We start from the raw sequence: 24,815 nt of genomic DNA on the forward strand, positions 1-24,815 counted from the left end.
ACTAACAGAAAAAACGCAGTAGTTGGTAGCTAAGTTGGGTTTAACTGTTAATCATAATTAGATTATAGTCAAATTTTATAGAAAAATCTATATTTTGGACAGAAATCAGTCTTAAGATTTACAAAAAGGTACAAGGTATGGTAGGAGGGAATATGTGGGATAAAATTCAATTGTTACTTAATGAACGAGGTTGGTCAGTAGCTGAGCTTGCTAGGCGCTCAGGTATCAATTATACGATGCTAGCAGATCTGAAATCTGGCAAAAAACAAGATATGTTGTTAGGCAACTGGTGTAAAATTGCTGACGCACTAGACATTAGTTTGGATGAATTTAGATAACAAAAAGCCCCATGGAATGGCAGTTCCATCGAGGGCAATCGAAAAATAATCGAGGTAATTATATCATGGATGAGTATATGACGCAAATATTAGACCTGTTTCAAGCAGGAATTAGGGAACGACTGTTGCTAGAGCTTCAGCAGGTTATTGATGAGGGGCTTTTCTACCCTTTGGAGCTGAATAAAAGGCAATGCTCAAAAATGCTTGGGCTGGATCCAGAGACTTTCACGCAGCGGTTTCTCGTGCATAAGGATTTTCCACGGATACCAAATGCTCGTGAGAAGTATCCAAGAGATGCCGTTATCGACTGGTATCACAAGAATTGGCAAAGGACAGTAGCATAGAAAGTGCTATCGTAACAAAGAGAAAGCGAGGTCAAGAATGACGCAGTTGATATTTTAAAAACCCAGTTGGGCATTATACGGCAGTTAGTAATGAGTTTATCCACGACCCTGACCTCTATAACAAAGAGCGTGGCTTGTTGCTTTTGATTTTGAGTAATGCGCCAGAATGGCGAGTGTATCCTGAGGAGCTGGCAAAGCGGACGAAGGATAGTTTCTCATCTGTCAGAAGGCAATTAGATGGTCTAGAAAAAGCAGGATACATTAGAACATATCGGAAATTTTTAGGGCGTGGTAAAGGTTCTGAAACATATCGGTTTTGTGCGGATAGGAAAATCTCTGATGAGATGTTTGAGTATCTGATTAGCACTGTTTAGAAACGCTCAAAATAGAAGTTTCTATTTTAGAAAGTTCTATTTTAGAAAAGTCTATTTTGAACCACTAATAAATACTAACTAACAATAAATACTAACTTAATAATAAATACTAACTAACAACAAGCAACAGCAACATCAGGCTGGGGCTAAAAAGTGAGGCAGAAATGACTGAGAAAGAATTGGTCGCAAAATTTGACGCTTGCTTCGGTCGTAAACTGACACCGTTTGAACTCGAGGATTTGCAGAAGTGGATTCACGAGGACGGTATTTCGATTGAGGTGCTTCATGCAGCTTTAAGAGAGATGGTTGAGAGCAATGTCATCAAGTGGAAGTATTTCACCCAGATTTTGCGAAATTGGCAACGAGAAGGTATTGATAGCTTAGAGAAGGTTGAGCAGAGATTGCGAGCTCATGAGGACCAGAAGGCTCAAAGGCAAAACAAACAGCCAGCAACATCGAATGTCCCTTTATGGTCTGATCCAGATTATAAAGAAGAGGTGACGGCCGAACAGGAAGCAGAGTTCGACAAGCTCAAGGCTGACATGATGAAGCGACTGGATGAAATTGAAAAAAGGGATGACAGATGACACATATGAGTAGTAATAATCTAAACTTTGTAAATGATGCGGTTAGGGAGCTGTCACGGTTGACGCAGGAAAACAGAAAGATGCAAGTAGAGCTGATAGAAGCTTATGACAAGCTGGAAGAGGTCACCAAGGAGCGTGACTATTACCAGAGAATTTGCCATGAGCTGGTAGAAAGTGGTGAAGTGCCTATCTATACGGCGGAGGCTTTTAGCACTAGGTTCTACGTTGAAGTGTTTGGAGAGAAAGGAAGTGAAGTAGCGTGCAAGAGCTTATGATGTTGTACAGCGCTTTGCCAGTCGGTAAGGAAAACCGTATCCCTCGTAAAGAGATAACAGCTCGTACTGGTATTGATAAGAGAGATATTGAAAAATTAGTATTCTGTCTAATCCATGACTACGGTGTGCCTGTTGTCGCCATCAAATCAAATCCTAGCGGTTACTATATTCCACGTAATGCCGAGGAGTTGGCAGATGGTTTAGAGGCTTATAAAAAGCAAATCGTCACTAGCCAGCAACGTGTGAGAGACTTGGAGAATATCGAGCTTAGAGGTGATGGTGATTACAGCTTTGTCTTTAAGCGACAAGAAGGTGAATTAGTATGACATACGAGTAGGAATACTTCTAACACGTCACTGGTGAGATGTGAAGGGGTCTATTTTCACGTTTAACTAACGAGATGATGATTTATATTGATTTAGATTAAAAACGCATAGAGAGCGTTTGAGGAGGAAATAAGAATATGACGACTGAAGTAACAAAGGCAAAGAGAGACATTACTATTGACACTAGTGTATGGACATTTCAAGATATCAAACGCTATTTTGACCCTCAGAACTTGTTGACAGAAAAACAAGTAGGACAGGCTCTATCTCTTATCAAAGGACGTAACCTGAATCCTCTAGCCAATGAGGTTTACATTGTCGCATATAAGAAAAAGAATGGCGGAACCGAGTTTAGCTTGATTGTCTCAAAAGAGGCATTTCTTAAACGTGCTACCCAAAATCCAAACTATGAGGGGTTTGAGGCAGGCGTCGTTGTTTTGGATAAAGATGGCGTTCAGGTTGAGCGAAAAGGGGCATTTATGCTGCCTGACGATACATTAGTCGGTGGTTGGGCTAGAGTTTACCGTAAGAATTTTAAAGTGCCAGTAGAAGTTTTTGTCAGTCGTGCAGAATATGACAAGAAGCAGAGTACATGGAACACTATGCCAGCTACTATGATTCGAAAGACAGCTCTAGTAAATGCTCTTCGTGAGGCCTTTCCTGAAGACTTAAGCAATATGTACACGGAAGATGACGGCGGTGAGACTTTTGACCGTATTAAAGATGTTACGCCGCAAGAGTCCCAAGAGGAAGTCAGAGCACGTAAGATGGCGCAAATCGAACAGATGAAGCAAGAAAGAGCTGAGAAAGAGGCTAAGCAAAGAAATATTGACTATCCAGCGGATGATATTCCAGATTATGAAGACGAGCCAGTCCAAGGCGAGCTACTTGATGATGTTTTAGAGTATTAGGAGGTGTCACATGCAAGAATTACAAGTCAAAGTAACGCAGGCTCAGGTTGAAATCATTGACCGTGAGAAGTTTGAGCAGAACATCAATGAGGTTGTAGCCAAGTACGAAAATTACACAGTGACAGCTGGGACCATCAAGGGAGATAAGCAAGTATTAGCTGACCTACGTAAACTCAAGAAACAGATTTCTGATGAGCGTATCAAGATTAAGCGTGAGCTGTCACAGTCTGCTGATGAGTTTGATAAGTATGTCAAAGAGACGAGTGAGCCGATGGATAAACTCATTGATAAAATCGCAAAGGATGTCAAGGCGTTTGAAGAACATCAAAAGGCTGTACGTCTCGACACTGTCAAGAGCTATATTGCTAATAAAGCTTCTGAGTACATGCTTGACCCTAGACTTTTCGATGAGAAAGCTTTGGAATACATTAAGGCATCAGACTTTATGGCTGACGGTGTGACATTGAAGAAAGTGACGATGAAGTCGCTGGAGGATATGGTAACGTTTGAGTATCAGAACCAACAAGAGCATGAGAAAGCAAAATCAGCTATTTCAGGACAATGTGCTGAGTACGGAATGACTGATCAACCTTATATTCGCATGTTGAAAGATTTGACGTTAGTCGAGGTGCTCGAACAGATTAAGGCTGACTATGCTTTTGAAAAGCAAAAACAGGAAATGGAGAGGGCTAGGCAAGAAAGAGAGCAACAGTTAAAAGCTCAGCAAGCTAAAGAGCAAGAACAGGCTCGAAAAGCAACAGAGAGTCCAAAAGTTGACCCAGAGACTGGCGAAATTTTAGAAAGTAGGGAATTAATCGTAAATAATGACAGCGCCATTAGAGAAGCTAAAAATACTCAAAAACGATATACCCAAAAAATGACACTTGAGGTTTATTTTGAAGATACAGTGGAAAAAGAGCGTTTTAAAGTAGGCCTTAGTCAGATTGGTTTTGATTTTAAGAAAAATTATCAGGTCAGTGGTTATCGACGTATCGAACCTTTAACTCAAAAACAGTTAAACGAGGAATGCGGATGGTAGGCATATTCTGACAGAACCATACGTGCCGTGATCCACGTTAAAAGCGAACTAGGACTTATGCTTTAGTTTAACAGGCGAGTTTGAGAATTTCGGACATGCCCACCTTGCCAAAAACTCACATGATGGGTGGGCGTGTATTTTTTTAAGTGAGGACATTTGAGATGAAATTTGAGTTTATCTTGAGTAATACAAAAAAGCAAAAAGAGATGTTAAACGCTAACGACCGTCCCCATTGGACACAAAGGCAACGTATTACGTCCTATTTGCGCCATATCGCCAAGTTAAGCGGTCAGGAAGGTAAATGTATTCCATACACAAATAAACGCCCCTGCGGGCTTATAGTGACGATTTACAGCCCTACTAAGCGAAGGCTTGACCCCCCTAACTTGAATCCGACTATCAAAGCGCTAGTGGATGGCTTGACTGACGCAGGCGTTTGGGTAGATGACAACCACGAAGTCATCAAAGAGACTTTGTTCAGATACGGCGGTTTGAGCGATATTAAGGGCAAGTACAAAATTGTTCTTGAAACAGTTGAAGGCGGTATTTTGCAGAATCTAGACCAAAAGGAGCTATCTTATGAGTTCTAGAGGTCGTGTCTATGTTTTTGAGAGCGAAAACGAGCTTTTCCAAGGAACAACTAAAGAAGCTATGGCATTTTGGGGTCTAACATCGTCTAATTTGAATAACAGGATTCGTGCTGGACAAATCAAAAGACGAGAGCTTGCAAAGAGACCAGAGAAATCAAAAAAGGTTAAATGCAAATCTGAAATTGATGGCGTTTGGAAAACGAGCGACACGAAAACAAAGCGACAATTAAATACTTACTATTTAGCTTTAGCTGTCGCTTTAGAAAGTGAGGAAGATAATGAGTAAAACATGCTACAGAGTCACAGTACTCTTTGACTATATGGATGTCGTTGAAGACCATTTCTTCGACAATAAGGAAGAAGCGCTGAAAGCTAAAGAGCGTTTAGAAGATGAACTTAGAAGTAGTCTGTACAGCGTGAAGATTGAAGAGGTGGGAGATGAGACAACCGTATGAAGTACCGCTTTACATAGCAATAGGCTATATCCTGCTGCTTATCTATGTCATCGCAGGGTTAAGCGCTGATAAAGGAAAGCTAGCTGAGACGCAGAAGGTCAACGAGCAGACGATACAGAGTCTGACTGTCAAGCAGAATCAGGACAGGCGCTTGATTGACGAGCAACAGGCAGAGATTACACGATTACGTGCTGAGATTTTGGGGATTGGGGGATAACATGAAGAAATACGAACTTTTGAAAGATGATTATATTAAGTTATACGGTACAATTTTATACCGCATTAGAGCCTTGAAAGATTTTGCGGACGTCAAAAAAGGCGACTTGGGAGGATATATCGAAAGTGGGAGGAATTTGTCTCAATTCGATGAATCTTGGGTCTATGGCAATGCTAAGGTCTGGGGCAATGCTGAGGTCTATGGCGATGCTGAGGTCTGGGGCAATGCTGAGGTCTATGGCGATGCTGAGGTCTATGGCTATGCTGAGGTTTCCAGTAGTGACGACTACATTATATTCAAAAACAATTGGTCAAGTGGTCGCTTCTTCACTTACACTAAATCAAACAAGATGTGGAGAGTTGGTTGCTTTTACGGTACAGGTCGAGCGCTGATAGAGAAAGCTTATGCAGATAGCGAATTATCTGGCAAGTGCTATGAAGCTTATGTGAAGTTAGTAGAGCAGTTAGAAGAGATTCAGGAGGATAAGTGATGGCAAAAGAATTAAAGTATAAAAATGGTGAAGACTTGATTATTAAAGCAAAAGTAATTCACGATAGTCCAGATAATTCTCTTGATTATAGATTGGTCATAGGAGGTATTTATGGCAGTCATTTTTCAGAAGAAGTACTCGATAATTTAGTTATAGAAACACCTCAAAAGCCAATAATCCCTAAGTTTGTAATGGATTGGTATGAGACAAGGTATAGTGGTAATGATACTGTGGAAGAAATTCTTGATTATTTTGTAGTTATTCCTTTATGTGACAGTCCAGTAGCTAAATGGCTATATGATTTCAATCGTGACAAATCGGTACGTAGTAAACGACAACACGCCCTTGCTACTCTCATTACATATGGTCCAGAAGCTGTTGATGTTGAGAAAGAGAAGAAGTATTTTATTAAATTCAAAAACACTGGACAAGTATTGTTTAAAACTAAAGATGGATTTGAGTTTCGAAATTACCATCCCGATTACACAGATGTGGAAAATGTGTTTACAAGAGAAATCTTAGAACAATATGGTTTTAAGGACGTGTTTGATAATCCGATGTTTGAAGTTGAGGAGGTAGAGTGATGAATCGTATTGAAGTATTTGAAGAGAAAAGAGCCTTTAGTTTAGAGCTAGCAGTTGGTAATTTCGTGTTTGATAAAGCTGTTGAGAATATATATTTTTCAACTTCGGTTGTAGGTAAGGAGATTATCTATTCAGCCATGGTCTGGTATAAGGCGTAAAAAAAAGCCACGGTACCCCGTAGCTGTGTTAAATTGAAAACTTAATTACATTATAACACAGTTGGAGGGGATATTGTGGGGAAATTGACTAATTCACAGTTGAAGGCACTAGATGAGCTCTTATTTGATTATGCGAGTCTGGATCATAAGATAGCTGTTCGTAAGTTAGAACTCAGTGATAGTCCTAATGATGACATCAATGTGGGTGGTGGTCGAGCTAATCGTGTCTCAAATCCCACTGAGAGCCTCGTGTTGCGTTGGGATAGCGATAGACGACTAAATAGTCTATATGCGCAAAAAAATGCGATAGAGAGCACGCTGGAGGTCTTAGACGACGACCTGACACATATCTTCTGGCTTCGTTGGTCGAGAGGGTCTGTCAATACGTGGGATGCTATTGCCTACAAAATGCATGTATCAGCCAAGACAATCTATCGTAAACGTAGGCGTATTTTAGAAATTTTTGCAGAGTTTTATGGATTTTGACAAAAATATCGCTATTTTTGTCACCCTAAAAGAGCTATTATAGTATCATGGAATTTAAAGGCAAGGCATATCAGTCTTGTCTTTTTTATATGGGAGGTGGTGGAAAATTGAGCAAATTAACGCTTAGGCAAAAGAAGTTCGCAGATGAGTACATCATCTCAGGAAATGCCTATAAATCAGCTGTTTCAGCGGGATATAGCCAAAAATATGCTAAGACTGATTCACATAAATTACTAGAAAATACGAGAATAAAATCCTATATAGACGAGCGACTGGCAAAGTTGGATTCTGAAAAGATTGCAGACCAGAAAGAAGTTCTATCTTACCTGACATCGGTCATGCGAGGCGAGCAGACTGAACAGACTCTGCGAGGTGAAGGTGAAGGCTTGCAATCTCTGATTGATATTGACGTAGGGGCTAAAGACCGAATCAAAGCTGCTGAGCTTCTTGGTAAGCGTCATAGACTTTGGACAGATAAGCAAGAGCTTGATGTGACAGCGACGGTTGTTTTTGAAGGTGATGAAGATGTCCCAGATTAGAGTGAATTTACCTAAAACGATTGGTAAAGGCTATGGTGCTTTTTGGCGTTCTAAGAATTTTTATCGTGTTGTCAAAGGGTCTCGTGGTTCTAAGAAATCAAAGACAACAGCTCTTAATTTTATTGTCAGGATGTTAAAGTATCCTTGGGCAAATCTGTTAGTCATTCGTCGTTACTCTAACACTAATAAGCAGTCCACATATACGGATTTTAAATGGGCGGCTAATCAGTTAAAAGTAGCTCATCTGTTTAAGTTCAATGAGTCTTTACCTGAAATCACTGTTAAAGCGACGGGTCAGAAGATACTGTTTCGGGGTTTGGATGATGAACTGAAAATCACATCTATTACCGTTGATGTCGGTATTCTTTGCTGGGCGTGGTTCGAAGAAGCTTATCAGATTGAGACAGAGGATAAATTTAGTACGGTCGTTGAATCAATTCGTGGATCGCTGAACGTTACGGATTTCTTTAAGCAAATAACAATTACATTTAACCCTTGGAATGAGAGGCACTGGCTAAAACGTGTCTTTTTTGATGAGGAAACGAGACGAGCTGATACCTTAGCTCTAACAACGACCTATCGTTGTAATGAGTGGTTAGATGAGGTCGATATTAAACGCTATGAGGATTTATATACCACAAATCCCAGACGTGCAAGAATCGTTTGCGACGGTGAGTGGGGGGTTGCTGAGGGTCTTGTCTTTGAGAATTACCAAGTGTGTGAGTTTGACATTAAGCAAACTATAAAGCGCATCGGTGAAACAACGGCAGGGCTAGACTTTGGTTTTACGCATGACCCAACCACTTTTCCTAGACTAGCCGTAGATTTAGAACAAAAAGAGCTTTGGATATACGCTGAGCATTACGAACATGCAATGACGACAGATGATATCTTTAAGATGATTCAAGAGGCAGATATGTTGAACGCCATGATAACCGCTGACAGCGCAGAACAGCGATTGATATCAGAATTGAGCGCTAGAGGCGTGAGAAGGATTGTTCCCTCAATCAAAGGGAAAGGGTCCATCATGGCGGGTATTGATTTTATGAAGCAGTTTACTATCTACATTCACCCGACATGCTTAAAGACTATTGAGGAATTTGACACCTACCTGTTTAAGCAGGACAAGGAAGGCAACTGGTTGAATGAACCGATAGATAAAAATAATCACATTATAGATGCCATACGCTATAGCTTAGAGCGTTATCATATCCAAAAGATGAAACAGGATGTCAGTCAGACCATTAGTCAGGTTAATAGACTTATGAGGAGGTAGTATGTCACAGACAACACATCAAGCGGATGATTTATTGGCCGAAGGTCAATATGTCCCTAGATCGTATCAGTTTGAAAGGGATATGGATACAAACGACCATGAAAAACGTGAAGACTTCTTACAATTTTCAGAAGCGTCTAACACGCATTTCATGTGCGAGTCAGCGAGTGATTTAGTAGATAACGATGAAGGAAAGGTGCTTCTTCAAAAAATGATTGACAGCTTTAGAGAAGAGCAGGTCAAACGATTATCTATCTTAGAAGATTATTCCAATGGCAATAACTATACAATTTTGAACGGTCGTAAGCGTTTAGAGAAAGAGAAAGCTGATTATCGTATCAGACACGACTTAGGCGGACAGGCTAGTCGTTTCTTTACAGGCTATACTGTAGGTCAACCGATATCTATCGGGGCTAAGGATACCGAAATAGCCCTAGAGCCTATTGAAGATTTCAATCTCTATAATGATATTGAAGCTCTTAATCGCGAGTTGGTCTATGATGCTTCAAGATACGGTAGGGCTTTTGAGTTACACTATTATGATGAGTTCAAGCAACCTGCGGTATCATTGATTGATGCCAAGGAAATCTTTACCGTTCGCAGTGCTGATGTCAATAAGCAGATTATAGCGGCAGTTCATTGCCCTATCTACAATGACCAGATGTATGTGACGGTCTATACGGATAGTCATATTATTAGCTATAAGCCTATGAAGGCTCAAGGTGGAGAGTTGATTGAGGATGACCGTAAGCCTAATCAGTTTGGTATGGTACCTGTGGTTGAATGGCAGAATAATCGTGACCGTCAAGGAGATTGGGAGAAAGGTATTCCTCTAATAGATGCTTACGATGCGGCAGAGAGTGATACAGCCAATTACATGAGCGATTTGAACGATGCTATGTTGGTTATTAAAGGCGATGTCAATTCTACAGGAATGAACGCTTCTGACTTGTTGAAGATGAAGCAGGCTAATATGATTGTCCTAGAGTCAGGTATCAGTAACACAGGACAGCAAACCTCTGTAGATGTAGGTTACATCTATAAGCAGTATGATGTTGGAGGTGTTGAAGCTTATAAGACTCGTATTATTAAGGATTTCTTCCGAATTGTAGGATTGCCTAATCTTCAAGATGATAATACTTTCTCTGCCAGCTCCGGTATTGCCATTCGTTATAAACTAGTCGATTTACAACAAGTCACTGCTGTCAAGCGTGGCTTTTTTATTAAGGCGCTTAAAAGACGCTATCAACTGCTTCAATCTCTGACTAACTCTTTGAAGCTAGGTAAGGCAGTAGATGCTAACCTCTTGACTTTTACTTTTCATGAAAACTTGCCGACAGATGTTTGGGCGGAGATTAAGTCAGCTATTGATTCAGGCTTAGAAATATCTCAAGAAACGCTGATGGAGGCTTCTAGTTTCACGGATACACGTACGGAACAAAAACGTCTGATGAAAGAAAAAGGTGCAAGTGATGCCGAAATTGAACAAACGCTAGGTGAGGAAAGCCATGGATAATCAGCGCTATAATGCCGAGCGTAAAGCGCAGTCGGAGCTCATGAAGCGAGATATAGAGCGAGACAAGATTCTCACAGAGATGTATAGAACTTCTTATCAACGTATGCAGGAACAGATTGACCGCTTTTATATGAACTACGCTAAACAGAACGGTTTGACAAGGCAAGAAGTCGTTAAACGTGTCTCAGAGATGGATGTGACTCAGTTCAATCAGAAAGCAGCACAGGCAGTTAAGGATAAAGATTTTAGCCATGCGACGAATGAGTGGTTAAAAGTCTATAACCTTAAGATGAAAGTTAGTCGCTTGGAGCTTTTAAAGGCAGAGCTTTTTCTAGAAATTCAAAATCTGACTGCGAGTGCTAACGAACTCTTTAATAGCGCCAGACAAAGCGAGCTGGAGCGTGAATATCGCAGGCAAGCAGGTATCTTGGGTGATAGTGCCACCAGAGCGTCGGGACGATTACAGAGCATTTTAGACGCTGATTTTTACGGTCAAACTTTTTCTAGTCGTGTTTGGGGACGAAATGGGCTACAAGCTAACCTTCAGAGAGAACTTTTTAGCTCCCTTAATCGTATCTACACGGATATGATGGGCTATAAACAGGAGCGTAATCGCCTAGCCAAGAAGTTTGAGACCAGTAAAGCGAATGCCCAGCGCTTACTAAAGACGGAAATCAGTCGTATTGTCACTCAGACAGACCTTAAGATGTTAAAGGGCAATGCGTTTACTCACGTTATCTATGTCGCAGAAGCGGGAGCTTGTAAAATCTGTCAGCCCTTAGACAAAAAGTCCATTCTTATTGAGGAAGCAGAGATGGGGGTTAATCTCCCCCCGAGACATCCTAATTGTCGTTGTAGTTTCTATGGGCATATCAAGATGGACTACAAGTCAGGCGGAAGTACGCTTGATAATTACGATTATTGGAAGTCGAAAGAAAAAACGGAAGAGGAATACAATACTGGGAATTTTAAGGCAGACTTGGGTTACATTAGACAAAGTACTTATGTCGAAAAATTCAAAAACAATGCCTTGACTGCCTCAATAGCTGAACAACTTGCGTCTGTTTCAAGAAAAATCATTCAGCATAGAGCTGGAACACCCTTTGAAGATTATTATTTGCTTGATGCAAATACTGGGAAGGTTGTAGCAGTTTCCAATAAGGCAAGGAAGACAAAAGGGGTTGTTTACAATGACCAAGTAAAGAAGGCTTTCAAAGAAAGTTCTGAAAAAGGGCTTGTTTCAATTCATAATCACCCTTCAGGGTACCCGCCATCACTGAGTGATTTAGCTTCTTTGCAACAGAGAAGTAAGAACAATTCTATCAAATATGGTCTGACAGCAGGGCATGATGGTAGTATTTATTGGTACACTAGGCCTAATAAGCGTATTTCAAAAACAGTAATTTCGGAATACGCCAACCAAATTGATAAATTTAAGAAAATGGGTTATAATGAAGTTGTAGCACAGGAGAAAACGCTTGAACTGTTTTCTGAAGTGTTTGACTTTGATTTTGGAAGGGTTGATTGATATGGTTGATAAATATGATTATGATTGGCCAGAAGCCGAAGATGACAATTTGGATGAATTGTTAAAAGAAGCCCGAGAACGAAATAAAAATAAAACCGTTGCGGAGTTGGATGCCGAATGGGATGAATTTATCAAGAACATAAAACTTGAAACGATTTAATAGAGCGCTTAGATTTTTGTCTAGGTGCTTTTCTTATGCCCAAACCGTGCTAAAGGCATTAAACTTTGCATGAGGTCGTGGGGGTTGCACGTTAAAGCGTAAAGAAAGGAGCCTATTATGGCAAAAGATAATAACAAACCTATTGATAACCCAACTGAAGAAGAATCTAATCAGCATGAGGCTGAAAAGACAGTCAGTGTGGCGGAGATGCAACGTCGTCTCAAGGCAGCCGAAGATAAGCATCAGACAGAGTTGACAGAACTTAGAGAAAGCCTTGACCAACAAATCAAAGAGGCGGTATCAAAGGCAACAATGAGTGATGAAGAACTGGAAGCCTTGAAAGAGAAGGAACGTCAAGACGCTATCCAAGCAATTGAACAAGAGAATGCAGAGCTGAAGGCGCAGATTGCCAAACGTCAAATGCAAGATGTGGCCATCAAGGAGCTTGAGAGTCAAGGCATTCCAGTCAATGAGTCAACGCTTGCTTTTGTCGTTAAAGATGACGAAGACTCTACAAAGACAGCAGTAGCTAACATGGCTAATATCCTCAATGCTCAAAAACGTGAGGAGGCAGTATCTAATCCTCCTAAGTCTAGCGGCGGAGTCGGAGGACAATCTTCTCATGAGGGCGATAAGTTTGCCAAAGCTAAAATTACACAGTTTTAAACATGAAAGGAAATGATTATGAAACAAGCCTTTAATCCTGATACAGTTACCTTGTCAGATTCGCTAGGCAAGGAAATCACATCAGCTCAGATTACAGACCTATTTACAGATTCACTCGTTAAAAGCTCTAAAGTCATTCAATTAGGGCGTAAGGTGGATATGGACGGTAAGATGGTGCGCAAGGGCGTAGAACTTGGAGAATTGACAGACGCTTATTTTGTAGGTGAAGGTCAAAAAATCGGTACTGCTAAGGTACAAGCAAAGAGCTACGTCCTAGAATCTCGTAAAATTGCTGTTATCTTACCTGTCACACAAGAAGCACTTAATTATACCTGGACAAACTATTTTGAGACTATCAAAGATAAGGTTGTTGATCTCTTTAACAAGAAGATTGATGGTGCGGCTTTTTTAGGGTTGCATGGAAACCCTTTTGGTGCTAACGTGTTGGCTTCTGCTAAAGCCGCAAACAACATTGTCTCTGGAGGTATTACCTTAGAAAATCTCTACACTGTAGAAGAAACACCTTACAAAGACCCAAACGCTTTTGTTGGACACCGCACGATTAACCGCACACTGCGCTCTATCTATGACAGCGTGAATGGTGGTGAGCATGTCTTTACTAAACCTGCTAACCCAAACGCTGTAGGTGAGCTAGACGGTTTGCCTTACACACAGTTGCGCCTACAAGACGGTCAAATCTATCCTGCAGGAACTTTGCTAACAGGGAACTTTGAGGGACTAGTCTATGGTATTCCAAATGGAACTAATTTGCGTCTAAAGATTGCTGATCAAGCGACACTATCTAAGGTTCAAAATGATGGGGCACTTGATTCTGGCGACGTTCATTTGTTTGAACAAGACATGCAAGCACTACGTGCCATCTTTGAAATCGCAGTGGCTATTCCAAATGATGAAGCTTTCGCTGCCATTCAACCTGTAAGTGTTTGAGAGGTATAAATTATGGTTTATAAAACAACAAAAGCTATTCGAGACTCCCAGGACAACGACTATTGCTACTACGCTGGTGCTATCTATCCACGAAAAGGGCTAGAGGTTTCTGATGAGAGGCTAGAGGAGTTGGTAAGAAAAGGAGCTATTGTTAAGCTAGAAGAAGAAACAATAGCTCTCATTCAGGAAGAGGCGACTCCCGAAGAATTGGAAGAGCCGACAGTACCTCTTGTGCAAGAAGAAGCCGAAGAACCGACCGTCAAGGAAATTAAGCAAGCTCTTGAGGAACGAGGTATTGACTATAAAGCTCGTGCTAATAAAGCAGAGTTATTGGAACTGTTAGAGCAAACAGGAGACGATAATGGATGACATAAGGCTAGCTAAAATCAAACGTCGCTTAGGTATAGCCTCTGAGGATACCGCTGAGGACGCCTTACTACAAGACTTAGTAGAAGATGCCGAAAGCTATTTTAAAGGCTTGACTGCTAGTGTTGAGATTGATAGTAAGTATGATTTTATGATTGAGAATGTCGTCTATAAGCTCTACGGTCGCAAAGGTTCAGAAGGTGTCACCAGCGAGACGGTAGATGGCTATTCGGTCACTTATCAGGAATGGGATAATCTCTTCAAACCTTACATGGCTATCCTCAACAAGGATTTTGGGTTGGACGGCTCACAACGGCAGAAAGGGAGGGTGACGTTTCTATGAAGACACCTCATCGTATTACTCTTGTTCGTGGTGAGATGGCACCGAAATACAATCCTAAAACGGATAGCTATGATTCAATCTCAGGGACAGAAACCGTTGTGCCTTGCCTGGTGAATTTTATTTCCCAGGCAAGAGTATTTGAAGAGTACGGCAACCGGACTGATAGAATCATGATTTGTCGATTTCAACAAGAGCAGGCACCATTTGATAAAGCTGTCTATTTAGGTGATACCTTTGAACCCCTTGACAAGATAGATGCGCCTATTAAAGGAGCGGTGCGCTTAAAGAAAGTAGGTAACTAATGGCTAAACTGTTTTCGGTAGATTGGCACGGAACGGAGCGTCTAACCATGACTATCAAAGGCTCTGGTGAAAGGGTTAGGCAACTCAGCTCTGTTGTCATCAAGAATAACACTGAGAAGGTCAAGGCAAAAGCTAAGGAGCTTGTAGGATACGATACAGGTTTTGAGCACGATCACATCAAAAGTTCTTATCCTAATCAGCTGGAAGGTCATGTCACCGATGAAGCGGCATACGGTGGTTATCAGGAATATGGAACTCGTTTTCAGGCAGGGCATCCGCATATGAGGCCTGCGCTTTGGGATGTTGAGAAAGACTTCCAAAAAGAAATGACAGACATTATGAAGGGGGTGTTTAAATGACTCCCAGTCATGCTATTTTTCGACAGGTATTCAACGAATGCTTAGCCATTCATGAGGATACTTATGATTTTCTACCTGATGCTAGTGCCCACTACCCTTTCTTCTTCGTTGGAGAAGGGCAGTTTACGGAAAGTGAGAACCTTGAGCTTTACGGTGAATGTGTTCAGACAGTGCATCTTTATGGTCTTAGACAAAATAGGTCAGGCTTAGATGAACTGACTGCACAACTTTTAGATAGATTGAAGGATTTAAGAGAAACTTTTGATTATCAGGTTAGTTTTAAGACAGCCAATCCAAGAGATATGATAGATAATACGGATGTTCAGCCTTTAATTCATAGGGTGTTGGACGTTCGTTTTTCTTATGTGAAAAAATGAAAGGATACTTTATGGTAACAACAATTGATGGCAAGGATCTCCTTGCTTTTTTCCGACTACTTAAAAATCGTACGACTGAAGACGCAGCGCGTATTCGTTTTATGACTGAAATTACAATCAGCATGGAAAAGGAAACAGATTCAACTCCTACGGTTGACGGAAATGTCACGTCAGTGGCTGATGGCGAAAATACGATGGAGCTAAAGTCTATTGCCTATCGTGAAGATGACCCTAATACCATTAACCTCTGGGAAGAGATGCACCAGTGGTATCTGGATAATGAGACTGTCGAGTTTTGGGCAGTGGATATTAAATCGGGTGTTTTAAATAAAGAAACGCAAAAAGAGGAATTTCAAGTCCACTACTTCCAGGGGCATTTTACGGAGTTTGAATTATCTTCTTCGGCAGAGGGTAAAGTAGAGCTATCTTACTCATTTGCGATTGATGGTAAAGGTGTATGGCGTCATAAGGATGTCCTAACGGATGCCCAGATGCAGTCTGTTAAAGCGGCGTCTTATGCTTATCACACCCTAGCCCAAGAAACAACTGTTTAGGAGAGAGCGACTAAGCCGCTCTCATTTTTTGATGTAAAGGAGAAAGTAACATGCAATTAACTATCAATAACAAAAACTACCCACTTCGTTTCGGCCTTGGCTTCTTGAAAGAGATGAATAAGCGTCATTCGGCAGAGTTTGAGGGTGTTAAGACCGGATATGGTGCTATGGCACTCTTCAATGCCGGTCATCTGCTTAATGACCCGCTTGCTTTTGTGGATTTAATTCGTTCTGCGACAGTCGAGTGCCCTCAAAAGCCAAGCAATGAGGAGCTTGAGAGCTACATTGAAGAGTTGATTCTCTCAGAACGCTATGATGCTGTTTTAGGAGAGGTCGTCGCGGAAGTAAAAAAATCACCGCTCCTCATCAAAGCCATGGGGATGACAGCAGAAGTGACAACAGCCGTAAACGAGACAGCTATGCCTCCAGCTACGATGATGCCATAGCATTCTTAATTGCAAGACATGGACTAACCTACCAAGAAGCTTTTAACACAACACTTGAAGAATATCAGATATATGTTAAGGCTTTTAATATCTATTGTGCTGATCAACTCTTTTTCTCTGCAGTAAACGCTTGGGACCAGCAAAGGGTGCAGGAAACAACTGGCTCTAATCGCAATCCAAAACCTAAGTACAGTCAATTTGATTCTTTCTTTAACTATGAAGAAGAATTGAATACAGCGCTTGGAAGGCATAACCAGTATAGAGCTGATAAACACGACTTAGCGGATGTGAATAGGCTGATGAATGATTATCTTAATCGAGAAAGAGAGGTAAATGATGTCTTTTGATGTAACGGCAGTCTTGAGAGCTAATATCTCTCAATTCTCAAGCGCTATGAAAGAAGCAGGCTCTTTATTTGAGACCTTTAAAGACAAAAGTAATAGCTCTCTTGATAAGGTTATGTCCGGAATTAGTACTGCGGGTAAAGCTGTAACAGGAATTGGTCTTGCGACAACCGCTATGGGCGTGGGTGCTGTCAAGGGCTTTGGCGATTTCCAGATGTCTCTCAATAAAGCTGCGGTTGTGGCTGGTGGTACTGCTAAAGACATCAACAGTTTAGCCGATGTCGCTAACAAGATGGGGGCAGAACTGCCTATCTCAGCCAGAGATGCGGCAGATGCCATGGTTGCCATGGCTCAGAACGGTGCTAGTATTTCCCAATTAAAAGAGCAGTTTCCAGCTATTGCACAAGCCTCAACTGCTGCAGGTGCTGATTTAGTTACCACAGCAGGAGTGGTTCAGCAAGCTATGAATGTCTGGGGAGATAGCTTAGGAACACCGCAACAAGCAGCAGCTATGTTGACTAAGAATGCTAATATCTCGAATGCGACGATTGAGAGTATGCAGCAGGCGCTTTCAAATGTGGCTAGCTCATCAAAATTGATGGGAGTTGACATGAAGACAGCATCAACCGCCATTGGTCTGTTGACGAATACAGGTATGAGTGCGGCACAAGCGTCTCAAGATTTGAATCACGCCATGCTAAAAATGGCTTCGCCTTCTAAAGGTGCAACCAAAGCGATGGATAAACTTGGTTTATCTTATACTGACGCTGCAGGAAACATGAAACCTTTAAAGCAGATATTGTCTGAGGTTAACGAGAAAACCAAAGAGATGTCTCAGTCTGAAAAGACAGCAACCCTAAAGAAACTTTTTGACACCTCAGGTATGCAAGCTATAAGTCCTCTGATGGATGCGATTGCCAACTCTACAGATGATGCCACTAAGTCGTGGGACGCTGCAGAACAAGAGCTAAGTGCTGTAGGAGATAGTGCTCAAGCTGCAAGCAAATATCTGTCTGATTCTGCTAATGAAATGCAAAAAAACTTAGGTTCAAAGATTGAGCAAGTCGGCGGTAACTGGGAAGCGCTAACCAATAAGGCCTTAGCAGCAGAAGGTGGAGTGACCTCTAGTTTTCTAGACATGACGAATAGCGCTCTTGAGTGGGCTACAAATAGTGATAATTCTGTTGCTAGGATGGCAAGGAGTTTTATTGGATTATCGCCCGTCGTCGGACCTGCTTTGACAGCAGTCGGCGGTGCTATGATGAACGTTCAGCGTATAGCTGGCGGTTTAGGCGGTGCTTTTAATGGTCTAAAAGCTGTTTTAAGCAATCCTTTTGGATTAGCCCTTGTAGCGATAACTGCTTTAGTAGCAGGACTGGTATATGCCTATAAGCATTCAGAAACGTTTAGGAACATTGTCAACAGCTCCGTTAGCGCTGTGGTGAATAAGTTTAACGAGTTAAAAGCAAAGGTACAGCCTGTCTTAGACAATATTAAAAAATCTTTAGGCAAGTTGAATATAGGAGCCTTTTTACCGCTTATTGCAGGTATAGGTCTTACAATTGCGGCTTTTATGAAGCTAAAAGATGTTAAAATCTCTAATCCTTTCAGCAAGTTTAAATTCAGCATGCCGAAGATTCCTAATCCCTTTTCAGGATTAGCGAATATGGCTAAGTCGGCAGGAAGTGCTGTCAAAAATGTCTTCTCTGGTATGGGGAAAGGAATTGCGTCAATTTTTAAAGGGATAGGCTCGGCCGTTTCAAAAGCTTTTACAGGAATCTCAAGAGCCATTTCACTTTTGAATCCTAGTGGGGTTATAGCTTTTGCGATAGCTTTAGCAGCGGTCACAACTGCTCTTTTAGTTTTAAGTTCAGCGCAAGGTATAGTTTTACCTTTCTTACAAGGCTTGGCTGATGTTTTAGTGAGCCTTGTAGGTGGTGTTTTACAAGCTTTTGCACAAGCTCTTGTGACCGTTGCACCAGTTTTGACAACTATAGCCAGCGCTTTAGCTTTATTATCGCCACTGATTGTGGCAGTAGGTGAAGCTTTTGGTGCATCCGCACCTTTTGTGAGTGCTCTGGGTGAAGTCGTTGTTGCTGTAGTAGCGGTCATTGTTGGCGCTATTCCTGCTATTATTGGAGCAGTTGCGGGCTTAGTGGGCGCTATTGCTACTGGGGTGGCACAAATCATCACAGCTATCACACCGATTATTCAGATTTTGTCTGATACGTTTGTACAGGTTGTGACCGTTGTATCTAATGCTATCGTGCAGATTATCGAGGCTATAGCGCCATTTGTACCTGCTATAACGTCAGCTTTTACGACGATTGTAACGGTCGTAGCTGATGCTATTGTGCAGATTGTTCAAGCACTAGCACCTTTCATTCCAGCTATCACTGAGATGGTGCAGGCAGTAGCTCCTGTCCTGACAGGAATTGTGGATGCCTTTAACAATCTGATTAGTCAAATCAGTCCGATTATTGATAGCATTACCAACCTCTTTAAGACTCTAGGCGACCAGATTAGAAATATTCTAGATAGTGCTAAGGGTGTTATTGAAAGTTTTGGAGGCGCGGTTCGTAGTATCTTAGATGGCGTTGCTGGTATCTTTGAGTCTATGGGTAATGCGGCTAAGAATGCCGGTCAAGGAGTGAAACTCATGGCACAGGGTATTAAAATTCTTGTGGATTTGAAGCTCGGTGACTTGGTTGGTACGCTAGCTGCAGTCGCTACTGGTCTTGGTGCTATTGCTAGCTCTGGGATTGCCTCTGCGGGTCCAGGTCTTCAAGCAGCAGGGATTGGCATGCAGTTGATCGCGACATCTGCTCAGATGGCAAGTGTGGCGCTTCAAATGTTCCCTACAGCTCTAACTATGCTCACTGCTAGCCTAGGAACACTACCTATGCAGTTGACTATGGTTAGTCTGGCTATGACAAGCTTTGCGACAGGTATCACGAGCTCATTGACAAGTCTTATGATGACGAGTGCTATCATCACTCAGTTCACAGCGACTTTGATGACTATCGGAACGGCTACACTTAGGGCAAGTGCTGGACTGGCTAGCTTTAGCTCGCAAGCGTCTAGTGCTAATGGGGCGATGTCCGCTTTGGGGGCAAGCTCTGCGTCAGCTAATAGCCAGATTATGTCGCTTGGTGCTGGTATTCAAAGTGCTATGGCTGGAGCGAGTGGGGCTATTTTATCCGCTGGAGCGCAGATGACAAGTGCGGTTGTGTCTGCAAGTAGTCAGATGGTCTCTAGCATGCAGTCTGGTATGAACCAAGTTAGAAGCGCAGTCTTAACAGGAATGACCGCAAGTGTGCAAGCGGTTCGTAGTGGTGGTAGCCAGATGACATCAGCGCTTCGCTCTGCCACGACAAGAATGGTTACGACTGCCCAGTCTGGCATGAATCAGATTGTCAGTACCATTCGTAACGGTATGAGCAATGTGGTTAATGCTATTCGTAGTGGTGGTAGTCAGATGAGTTCTGCTATGACCAGCGCTGTGAATCAAGCTGTGAATGCGGCACGAAGTGGTCGAGGAGCTATGCAAAGTGCTGGAGCTTTCCTAGCGCAAGGGTTAGCTGTTGGTATGCGTTCAGTACTTGGTGAAGTGACTGCGGCAGCTAATGAGCTAGTCGCTCAGGCCGAACGTGCCGCTAAAGCCAAAGCTAAAATCCATTCGCCATCGCGTCTTTTCCGTGACGAAGTGGGGCACTGGATAGGTGCGGGTATCGCTGTAGGTATTAAGGGTACCGGTGGATTGGTTGAAAACAGTCTGAACTACCTTCAATCGGCTGTGGATAGCTTTACAATTGATACCTCTCATTTGGTTAGTGGTATTAATGCAGGTATGCAGATTGATGCGTTGCAAGGAGAGCTAGTTAAGTCAATGACAGTTGACTATAGTATATCCTCGGTCAAACATCAATTAGATACAAATTCTCAAGTAACGCAATTTAATAGCTTTATTGATAAAGTGACGGACAAATTCGATAGCCTAGAATCAGCTATTCGTGACGGGCAAGTCATTGTGGCAGACACCGGCGCTTGGATAGGTGCTACGGCTGGAAGAATGGATAGAGAATTAGGAAACAGAGCACAACGGAAAGGAAGGCTAAGTTTTGATACCTATTAAGGAATACATTACTTTTGGAGATTTTAATTCCAAAGAAATGGGGCTTTATCTCATGAGTCGAGAGGCCCCTACGCCTGACGAACAGACGATTGTAGAGTCTATTCCTGGTATGCAAGGGGTGCTTGATTTCTCAGGGATTTATGGAGAGCGTATCTTTGATAATCGAGAGATTACCTATCAGTTTAAACTCATTAACAAGCCTTATGATAAGCGGAAATACTATGAGACGGCTATTAAGCAAGCCCTTATGCCTTATGGGAATCAGATGTTGTTTGATAGCTTCAATGGTCGATATTATTGGCACGGGAAGTGCAAGTCCGTCAAGGTCGAACACGACGCTAGAAAGCGAAACTTCATAGCGACTCTGGTCTTTGACTGTTATCCATTCATGTACGCTCAAAATGATTACTACGACGATGTCTGGGATACCTTCTCGTTTGACCAAGACGTGACAGCCTTTACCAAATTCAGCGTTCAGGGAAGTAGGGATATTGTTTTGTTCAATGCAGGCTCTACCTCACTCTCTCCAGAAATCGAAGCGACTGCCTCATTTGTGGTTACCGACGAGGATGGTAAGGACTATCGTTTTAATCAAGGGACATCAACAGATTTTACCTTACAACTTAAGAAAGGCATTAACCGTTTCAAGCTCAAAGGAACAGGTACTATTGCCTTTCATTTTAGAGTGGAGGTGATGGGATGAAAGCAGGGTACCGTGTCCTTTATTGGGATGATATTTCAGACCCTAACGCTAAGGTGCTTAATGAGCCGACCTATTCTAAAGCTAATAAGCTTGTGACTGGTAAGATTTCTAAGAAGAAAAACACAGCCGACGAGTTTGTCTTTACTATTGCCCACAATAATCCCTACTATCAGAAATTGGTTGTCATCAAGGGTTTAGTTAAGGTTATCAATCTCTTTGATGACTCAGTTGTCTTTTATGGGCGTATCATTGATATTGCTGGATCAATGTCGAGTGAAGGTCGTTTCAGTCAAGAAGTGACTTGCGAGAGTAGTCTAGCTTATCTTCACGACATGACCCTGGCTTGGGAGAAACGCCCTAATCGAGGCCCTGAGGAGTACTTTAGATACATTATCAAGTTTCATAACGATAGGGTAGAAGCTCACAAGCGCTTTAAAGTAGGAAGAGTGACAGTCAAGAACCGCACGGACTTACCTTACCTCTACATTACGTTTGAGTCAACTTGGGAATGTATCAAGAACCGACTCATTGATAAGTTCGGTGGTTATATCGTGATGCGGACAGAGCCTGATGGCAATTACATCGATTATCTGGAAGAAGTGGGTGAGCACAAACAAACACCTATACAGTTAGGGCGTAACATTAAATCCGCTAATAAGACCGTGTCTTTAGCGGATATGATGACTCAGATTGTGCCTATCGGAGCTGATGACGAGAGCTATAACGCCGATGAGACAGGAACGACTAGCGACATTATTCGTCCTCAAGTTCATATTGGGACCGTCAACGGTGGTAAGATGCGCTTAGAGGATGCTGAGCTGATGAAGAAGTTTGGCATTATCCGTAAAATCGTCGTCTGGTCTGAAATTAACGACCCACGGATATTAAAGGCTCGTGGTGAGCAGTATCTCAGAGACCAGAAAGTGGCTATGGCTAACTGGAAAGTGTCTGTGGTTGAGCGTTCACTTATTGACCCCAGGTATGAGAAGTTCGAACTCTATAACTATCATCCTATCCTAAACGCTCCTCTATCAGGTATTGAAGAGTTACAGATTATTGGGATTGATATTGATATCACCCAACCGCAGACGGTAGAGCTTGAAATTGGAGCGGATAGTTTGACTATATCCGCTTTTCAATTGCAACAAGCGGCGGCTCAAAAGTCTATTGAGAAGCTTAATCAAGACCTCAAAGCCCAGCAAGCTAAAAATGAAGCAGAAAGACAGCGTCTCTTAGCACAGATTACTAGCCTGACACAAGAGCTGGAGCGTCAACAGAATCTGCTTAATAACTCTGAGGCTAATCAAGAAGTCGTCGCACAGCAGATAGCGAGACTTCAAAGTCAGATTGCGGTATTGCAAGAGCAACTGAACAGTAAAGAAGGGAGAACAGATGAGCTACAACAGTCTGAGTAGTGAGCAGAATCGTCAAAGAGAAGCGCTTGACTCTAATAAAACGTATGACTACACGCATATAGATGCTAGTGTCTTACATCAAATCTCAGAACTTGCGGATTTCGTAAGGTCTAAAGGCTATGGTGTTGATGTCCGAGAAGCTATCGCACAAGGTTTTGAGCGGATATTTGTCGAAGCGACTAAAGCAGGCAATGCTAACATGGAAGTGTCTCAAGCCAGAGGTGCTTTTGAGACTTTGGCTAAGCGCCTAGAGGCTATTGTCTATGACATAGCCACTTCAAAGAATCGTTTAGACAATCTGACGAGTCTGTCTAGCGGTTCAACGACGGGTGATGCAGAATTGATGGATATTCGAACAGCCTTTAACGGTAATAAATATCCTAATGCAGGTACGTCCGTGAGAAAGCAGATGGAGGATATCGTAGCGCTTATGAGAAACTATGTACATGTCATATCAGAACATCTTTTAGAGGTTAATAAGATAGAAGGTGGGATTTATTCGCACAATACGTCAACAGTAGTCCCAGGAACAGCAGATGGTTATATCGCCTACAAGCCTTTTAGGGTAGTTAAGGGGCAGTCTTATCATCTGTGGAATATTGCGCTGTACTTCACCAAAATTCAGTATGACGATGGCTCTATAGCTATGCTATCTGAGAGCTCTAGTCCCATGTCAGTTTCAACGCCTTGGACCCCTGTCAAGTCAGGTATGCTTTATGTCACCGTTACTAAATCGACCTACGATTCCAAAAAGTTTGGGATTTCGAACGGTCCAAGGAAATGGACTGCCTATAATGACAAGAATTCCTATGTCGATAACTACGATGAGTCTAGACAGTATGATCTGACAGTCAAGAAAGATGGCTCTGGTGATTTTACGTCAGTGACCGCAGCGGTTAATGCTATTCCTGATTTTAGTGAGAAGCCTTATACCATTACTATCTACACAGGGACGTATGATTTACTTGCAGAAGCGGGTGGAGATAGCTTCTTAGCCAAAGCAGAAAGTGGTGGTAATCGAAATGGGTTGAGCTTGATTAACAAGAATGTTCGGTTGGTTGGTCTTGGCAGTGTCATTTTGAATATGATTATTCCTGATGAGAAGACGACCGCAAACACCGCCCAGAACATCTCAGCTATTGAGTGCGCTTATCATAATGAGTTAGAGAACATCACGGTTAACGGGCAAAATATTCGTTATGTCGTTCATGATGAAACGGGCAATAGTGCTAAATACAATAATACAGTTCATCGTTTCAAGAACTGTAAGTTTAAGCATCTAGGCAATAAGTCGGGTGTTTGGATTAATGTCGCAGCTTATGCGGCAGGAACGTCATCAGGTTGTCAGTATGAATTCGATAATTGTATCTTTATCTCACCGACCTACTGCGCTTGGTCTATGCATAATAATAGCCAGCAGGAATCCTGTCGCATCAGCTTTGACGGTTGCGTCTTTAGCGGTACTTACACCTTTGACAGAGAACCGCTAGCAGTGAAATTTGGCTATTATGGCCGTAATACTAGTCAAAGTGACATCTTCTTCAAGAATTGTGAGCTAGTAAGGGGGAACTTGGGCATTCGTAAAGAGACGTCATCGGTCGCTTCAGACAATGTCTGGTCAGCTCATAATTTCACAACGTACCCTTTGATTATTTTATAGGAGG

General features: G+C 42.1%; 35 protein-coding genes. All 35 read left to right on the top strand.

Going from position 1 to position 24,815, the window contains the following annotated elements; genetic code table 11:
• The first annotated feature begins 152 nt into the window (after positions 1-152).
• The 35 genes from ACLN19_RS01700 (at position 153) to ACLN19_RS01870 (ending at position 24,811) form a co-directional block, all read left to right on the top strand.
• Entirely contained in the window at positions 153-338 is a 186-nt protein-coding gene (locus ACLN19_RS01700; RefSeq protein ID WP_413382540.1) for a helix-turn-helix domain-containing protein, read from the top strand.
• A gap of 65 nt (positions 339-403) precedes the next feature.
• A complete protein-coding gene (locus tag ACLN19_RS01705; protein ID WP_413382543.1) occupies positions 404-682 on the top strand; it encodes a DNA-binding protein in 279 nt (92 codons plus the stop codon).
• 134 nt (positions 683-816) lie between these two features.
• Positions 817-1,056: a transcriptional regulator gene (locus ACLN19_RS01710; protein ID WP_413382546.1), complete on the top strand. Its 240-nt coding sequence runs from the start codon at positions 817-819 to the stop codon at positions 1,054-1,056.
• A 179-nt stretch (positions 1,057-1,235) separates the two neighbouring features.
• Positions 1,236-1,643, top strand: coding sequence for a DnaD domain-containing protein (locus ACLN19_RS01715; protein WP_413382548.1), 408 nt, complete (start codon positions 1,236-1,238; stop codon positions 1,641-1,643).
• Complete coding sequence (locus tag ACLN19_RS01720; protein ID WP_413382551.1) at positions 1,640-1,918, top strand: hypothetical protein; 279 nt, start codon at positions 1,640-1,642, stop codon at positions 1,916-1,918. Before ACLN19_RS01715 ends, ACLN19_RS01720 begins: the two co-directional genes overlap by 4 nt.
• Positions 1,903-2,244, top strand: coding sequence for a hypothetical protein (locus tag ACLN19_RS01725; RefSeq protein WP_413382554.1), 342 nt, complete (start codon positions 1,903-1,905; stop codon positions 2,242-2,244). The genes ACLN19_RS01720 and ACLN19_RS01725 overlap by 16 nt, the downstream gene beginning before the upstream one ends.
• 137 nt (positions 2,245-2,381) lie before the next feature.
• The gene (gene bet, locus ACLN19_RS01730) at positions 2,382-3,155 is read left to right on the top strand and encodes a phage recombination protein Bet (RefSeq protein WP_413382557.1); all 774 of its coding nucleotides are present in this window, start codon (positions 2,382-2,384) and stop codon (positions 3,153-3,155) included.
• A gap of 10 nt (positions 3,156-3,165) precedes the next feature.
• Positions 3,166-4,194 carry a DUF1351 domain-containing protein gene (locus ACLN19_RS01735; RefSeq protein ID WP_413382560.1) on the top strand — a complete coding sequence of 343 codons (1,029 nt, stop codon included), beginning with the start codon at positions 3,166-3,168 and terminating at the stop codon, positions 4,192-4,194.
• A gap of 161 nt (positions 4,195-4,355) precedes the next feature.
• On the top strand, positions 4,356-4,784 hold the full coding sequence (locus ACLN19_RS01740) for a RusA family crossover junction endodeoxyribonuclease (protein WP_413382563.1): 429 nt from the start codon (positions 4,356-4,358) through the stop codon (positions 4,782-4,784).
• A complete protein-coding gene (locus tag ACLN19_RS01745) occupies positions 4,774-5,070 on the top strand; it encodes a hypothetical protein (protein WP_413382566.1) in 297 nt (98 codons plus the stop codon). Before ACLN19_RS01740 ends, ACLN19_RS01745 begins: the two co-directional genes overlap by 11 nt.
• Positions 5,063-5,239, top strand: a complete 177-nt coding sequence (locus ACLN19_RS01750; RefSeq protein WP_413382569.1) for a DUF7204 family protein — start codon at positions 5,063-5,065, stop codon at positions 5,237-5,239. The genes ACLN19_RS01745 and ACLN19_RS01750 overlap by 8 nt, the downstream gene beginning before the upstream one ends.
• The gene (locus ACLN19_RS01755; RefSeq protein WP_413382572.1) at positions 5,223-5,456 is read left to right on the top strand and encodes a hypothetical protein; all 234 of its coding nucleotides are present in this window, start codon (positions 5,223-5,225) and stop codon (positions 5,454-5,456) included. Before ACLN19_RS01750 ends, ACLN19_RS01755 begins: the two co-directional genes overlap by 17 nt.
• 1 nt (position 5,457) lies before the next feature.
• Positions 5,458-5,946: a hypothetical protein gene (locus ACLN19_RS01760; protein WP_413382575.1), complete on the top strand. Its 489-nt coding sequence runs from the start codon at positions 5,458-5,460 to the stop codon at positions 5,944-5,946.
• On the top strand, positions 5,946-6,530 hold the full coding sequence (locus ACLN19_RS01765) for a DUF1642 domain-containing protein (protein WP_413382578.1): 585 nt from the start codon (positions 5,946-5,948) through the stop codon (positions 6,528-6,530). The genes ACLN19_RS01760 and ACLN19_RS01765 overlap by 1 nt, the downstream gene beginning before the upstream one ends.
• Positions 6,530-6,688: a hypothetical protein gene (locus ACLN19_RS01770; RefSeq protein ID WP_413382581.1), complete on the top strand. Its 159-nt coding sequence runs from the start codon at positions 6,530-6,532 to the stop codon at positions 6,686-6,688. Before ACLN19_RS01765 ends, ACLN19_RS01770 begins: the two co-directional genes overlap by 1 nt.
• Before the next feature lie 75 nt (positions 6,689-6,763).
• Positions 6,764-7,174 (top strand): DUF722 domain-containing protein, encoded by a 411-nt coding sequence (locus tag ACLN19_RS01775; protein ID WP_413382584.1) that lies wholly within the window; start codon positions 6,764-6,766, stop codon positions 7,172-7,174.
• 47 nt (positions 7,175-7,221) lie between these two features.
• Positions 7,222-7,713 carry a terminase small subunit gene (locus ACLN19_RS01780; protein ID WP_413382587.1) on the top strand — a complete coding sequence of 164 codons (492 nt, stop codon included), beginning with the start codon at positions 7,222-7,224 and terminating at the stop codon, positions 7,711-7,713.
• Positions 7,700-8,989 (top strand): PBSX family phage terminase large subunit, encoded by a 1,290-nt coding sequence (locus ACLN19_RS01785; protein ID WP_413382590.1) that lies wholly within the window; start codon positions 7,700-7,702, stop codon positions 8,987-8,989. Before ACLN19_RS01780 ends, ACLN19_RS01785 begins: the two co-directional genes overlap by 14 nt.
• Before the next feature lies 1 nt (position 8,990).
• Positions 8,991-10,505 carry a phage portal protein gene (locus ACLN19_RS01790; RefSeq protein WP_413382593.1) on the top strand — a complete coding sequence of 505 codons (1,515 nt, stop codon included), beginning with the start codon at positions 8,991-8,993 and terminating at the stop codon, positions 10,503-10,505.
• Positions 10,498-12,033: a minor capsid protein gene (locus tag ACLN19_RS01795; protein WP_413382595.1), complete on the top strand. Its 1,536-nt coding sequence runs from the start codon at positions 10,498-10,500 to the stop codon at positions 12,031-12,033. Before ACLN19_RS01790 ends, ACLN19_RS01795 begins: the two co-directional genes overlap by 8 nt.
• Before the next feature lies 1 nt (position 12,034).
• On the top strand, positions 12,035-12,193 hold the full coding sequence (locus tag ACLN19_RS01800; RefSeq protein ID WP_413382599.1) for a hypothetical protein: 159 nt from the start codon (positions 12,035-12,037) through the stop codon (positions 12,191-12,193).
• 117 nt (positions 12,194-12,310) lie between these two features.
• Positions 12,311-12,859 (top strand): capsid assembly scaffolding protein Gp46 family protein, encoded by a 549-nt coding sequence (locus ACLN19_RS01805; RefSeq protein WP_413382602.1) that lies wholly within the window; start codon positions 12,311-12,313, stop codon positions 12,857-12,859.
• 18 nt (positions 12,860-12,877) lie between these two features.
• The gene (locus ACLN19_RS01810; RefSeq protein WP_413382605.1) at positions 12,878-13,807 is read left to right on the top strand and encodes a phage major capsid protein; all 930 of its coding nucleotides are present in this window, start codon (positions 12,878-12,880) and stop codon (positions 13,805-13,807) included.
• A 12-nt stretch (positions 13,808-13,819) separates the two neighbouring features.
• Positions 13,820-14,176 (top strand): hypothetical protein, encoded by a 357-nt coding sequence (locus ACLN19_RS01815; protein ID WP_413382608.1) that lies wholly within the window; start codon positions 13,820-13,822, stop codon positions 14,174-14,176.
• Positions 14,169-14,516 carry a phage head-tail connector protein gene (locus ACLN19_RS01820; protein ID WP_413382611.1) on the top strand — a complete coding sequence of 116 codons (348 nt, stop codon included), beginning with the start codon at positions 14,169-14,171 and terminating at the stop codon, positions 14,514-14,516. The genes ACLN19_RS01815 and ACLN19_RS01820 overlap by 8 nt, the downstream gene beginning before the upstream one ends.
• Positions 14,513-14,818 carry a hypothetical protein gene (locus ACLN19_RS01825; RefSeq protein ID WP_413382615.1) on the top strand — a complete coding sequence of 102 codons (306 nt, stop codon included), beginning with the start codon at positions 14,513-14,515 and terminating at the stop codon, positions 14,816-14,818. Before ACLN19_RS01820 ends, ACLN19_RS01825 begins: the two co-directional genes overlap by 4 nt.
• Entirely contained in the window at positions 14,818-15,177 is a 360-nt protein-coding gene (locus tag ACLN19_RS01830) for an HK97-gp10 family putative phage morphogenesis protein (RefSeq protein WP_413382618.1), read from the top strand. Before ACLN19_RS01825 ends, ACLN19_RS01830 begins: the two co-directional genes overlap by 1 nt.
• Entirely contained in the window at positions 15,174-15,554 is a 381-nt protein-coding gene (locus tag ACLN19_RS01835; RefSeq protein WP_413382620.1) for a hypothetical protein, read from the top strand. The genes ACLN19_RS01830 and ACLN19_RS01835 overlap by 4 nt, the downstream gene beginning before the upstream one ends.
• Before the next feature lie 11 nt (positions 15,555-15,565).
• The gene (locus ACLN19_RS01840; protein ID WP_413382623.1) at positions 15,566-16,108 is read left to right on the top strand and encodes a phage major tail protein, TP901-1 family; all 543 of its coding nucleotides are present in this window, start codon (positions 15,566-15,568) and stop codon (positions 16,106-16,108) included.
• 50 nt (positions 16,109-16,158) lie between these two features.
• Positions 16,159-16,554, top strand: a complete 396-nt coding sequence (locus ACLN19_RS01845) for a tail assembly chaperone (RefSeq protein ID WP_413382626.1) — start codon at positions 16,159-16,161, stop codon at positions 16,552-16,554.
• A 146-nt stretch (positions 16,555-16,700) separates the two neighbouring features.
• The gene (locus ACLN19_RS01850; protein WP_413382629.1) at positions 16,701-16,901 is read left to right on the top strand and encodes a hypothetical protein; all 201 of its coding nucleotides are present in this window, start codon (positions 16,701-16,703) and stop codon (positions 16,899-16,901) included.
• Complete coding sequence (locus ACLN19_RS01855; RefSeq protein WP_413382632.1) at positions 16,888-21,033, top strand: phage tail tape measure protein; 4,146 nt, start codon at positions 16,888-16,890, stop codon at positions 21,031-21,033. The genes ACLN19_RS01850 and ACLN19_RS01855 overlap by 14 nt, the downstream gene beginning before the upstream one ends.
• Complete coding sequence (locus ACLN19_RS01860) at positions 21,020-21,736, top strand: hypothetical protein (protein ID WP_413382635.1); 717 nt, start codon at positions 21,020-21,022, stop codon at positions 21,734-21,736. Before ACLN19_RS01855 ends, ACLN19_RS01860 begins: the two co-directional genes overlap by 14 nt.
• On the top strand, positions 21,733-23,151 hold the full coding sequence (locus ACLN19_RS01865; RefSeq protein WP_413382638.1) for a phage tail protein: 1,419 nt from the start codon (positions 21,733-21,735) through the stop codon (positions 23,149-23,151). Before ACLN19_RS01860 ends, ACLN19_RS01865 begins: the two co-directional genes overlap by 4 nt.
• Complete coding sequence (locus tag ACLN19_RS01870; protein ID WP_413382641.1) at positions 23,129-24,811, top strand: pectinesterase; 1,683 nt, start codon at positions 23,129-23,131, stop codon at positions 24,809-24,811. Before ACLN19_RS01865 ends, ACLN19_RS01870 begins: the two co-directional genes overlap by 23 nt.
• The last annotated feature ends 4 nt before the right edge of the window (positions 24,812-24,815 follow it).

Origin of the sequence: Streptococcus lishijunsis, assembly GCF_047290665.1 — a bacterium.
GTDB lineage: Bacteria > Bacillota > Bacilli > Lactobacillales > Streptococcaceae > Streptococcus.

Coding starts and splice junctions, on each gene's coding strand:
- ACLN19_RS01700 (WP_413382540.1), top strand. CDS start 153: ATGTGGGATAAAATTCAATTGTTACTTAATGAACGAGGTTGGTCAGTA.
- ACLN19_RS01705 (WP_413382543.1), top strand. CDS start 404: ATGGATGAGTATATGACGCAAATATTAGACCTGTTTCAAGCAGGAATT.
- ACLN19_RS01720 (WP_413382551.1), top strand. CDS start 1,640: ATGACACATATGAGTAGTAATAATCTAAACTTTGTAAATGATGCGGTT.
- bet (WP_413382557.1), top strand. CDS start 2,382: ATGACGACTGAAGTAACAAAGGCAAAGAGAGACATTACTATTGACACT.
- ACLN19_RS01735 (WP_413382560.1), top strand. CDS start 3,166: ATGCAAGAATTACAAGTCAAAGTAACGCAGGCTCAGGTTGAAATCATT.
- ACLN19_RS01740 (WP_413382563.1), top strand. CDS start 4,356: ATGAAATTTGAGTTTATCTTGAGTAATACAAAAAAGCAAAAAGAGATG.
- ACLN19_RS01745 (WP_413382566.1), top strand. CDS start 4,774: ATGAGTTCTAGAGGTCGTGTCTATGTTTTTGAGAGCGAAAACGAGCTT.
- ACLN19_RS01750 (WP_413382569.1), top strand. CDS start 5,063: ATGAGTAAAACATGCTACAGAGTCACAGTACTCTTTGACTATATGGAT.
- ACLN19_RS01755 (WP_413382572.1), top strand. CDS start 5,223: ATGAGACAACCGTATGAAGTACCGCTTTACATAGCAATAGGCTATATC.
- ACLN19_RS01760 (WP_413382575.1), top strand. CDS start 5,458: ATGAAGAAATACGAACTTTTGAAAGATGATTATATTAAGTTATACGGT.
- ACLN19_RS01765 (WP_413382578.1), top strand. CDS start 5,946: ATGGCAAAAGAATTAAAGTATAAAAATGGTGAAGACTTGATTATTAAA.
- ACLN19_RS01770 (WP_413382581.1), top strand. CDS start 6,530: ATGAATCGTATTGAAGTATTTGAAGAGAAAAGAGCCTTTAGTTTAGAG.
- ACLN19_RS01780 (WP_413382587.1), top strand. CDS start 7,222: ATGGAATTTAAAGGCAAGGCATATCAGTCTTGTCTTTTTTATATGGGA.
- ACLN19_RS01785 (WP_413382590.1), top strand. CDS start 7,700: ATGTCCCAGATTAGAGTGAATTTACCTAAAACGATTGGTAAAGGCTAT.
- ACLN19_RS01790 (WP_413382593.1), top strand. CDS start 8,991: ATGTCACAGACAACACATCAAGCGGATGATTTATTGGCCGAAGGTCAA.
- ACLN19_RS01795 (WP_413382595.1), top strand. CDS start 10,498: ATGGATAATCAGCGCTATAATGCCGAGCGTAAAGCGCAGTCGGAGCTC.
- ACLN19_RS01800 (WP_413382599.1), top strand. CDS start 12,035: ATGGTTGATAAATATGATTATGATTGGCCAGAAGCCGAAGATGACAAT.
- ACLN19_RS01805 (WP_413382602.1), top strand. CDS start 12,311: ATGGCAAAAGATAATAACAAACCTATTGATAACCCAACTGAAGAAGAA.
- ACLN19_RS01810 (WP_413382605.1), top strand. CDS start 12,878: ATGAAACAAGCCTTTAATCCTGATACAGTTACCTTGTCAGATTCGCTA.
- ACLN19_RS01815 (WP_413382608.1), top strand. CDS start 13,820: ATGGTTTATAAAACAACAAAAGCTATTCGAGACTCCCAGGACAACGAC.
- ACLN19_RS01820 (WP_413382611.1), top strand. CDS start 14,169: ATGGATGACATAAGGCTAGCTAAAATCAAACGTCGCTTAGGTATAGCC.
- ACLN19_RS01825 (WP_413382615.1), top strand. CDS start 14,513: ATGAAGACACCTCATCGTATTACTCTTGTTCGTGGTGAGATGGCACCG.
- ACLN19_RS01830 (WP_413382618.1), top strand. CDS start 14,818: ATGGCTAAACTGTTTTCGGTAGATTGGCACGGAACGGAGCGTCTAACC.
- ACLN19_RS01835 (WP_413382620.1), top strand. CDS start 15,174: ATGACTCCCAGTCATGCTATTTTTCGACAGGTATTCAACGAATGCTTA.
- ACLN19_RS01840 (WP_413382623.1), top strand. CDS start 15,566: ATGGTAACAACAATTGATGGCAAGGATCTCCTTGCTTTTTTCCGACTA.
- ACLN19_RS01845 (WP_413382626.1), top strand. CDS start 16,159: ATGCAATTAACTATCAATAACAAAAACTACCCACTTCGTTTCGGCCTT.
- ACLN19_RS01855 (WP_413382632.1), top strand. CDS start 16,888: ATGATGTCTTTTGATGTAACGGCAGTCTTGAGAGCTAATATCTCTCAA.
- ACLN19_RS01865 (WP_413382638.1), top strand. CDS start 21,733: ATGAAAGCAGGGTACCGTGTCCTTTATTGGGATGATATTTCAGACCCT.
- ACLN19_RS01870 (WP_413382641.1), top strand. CDS start 23,129: ATGAGCTACAACAGTCTGAGTAGTGAGCAGAATCGTCAAAGAGAAGCG.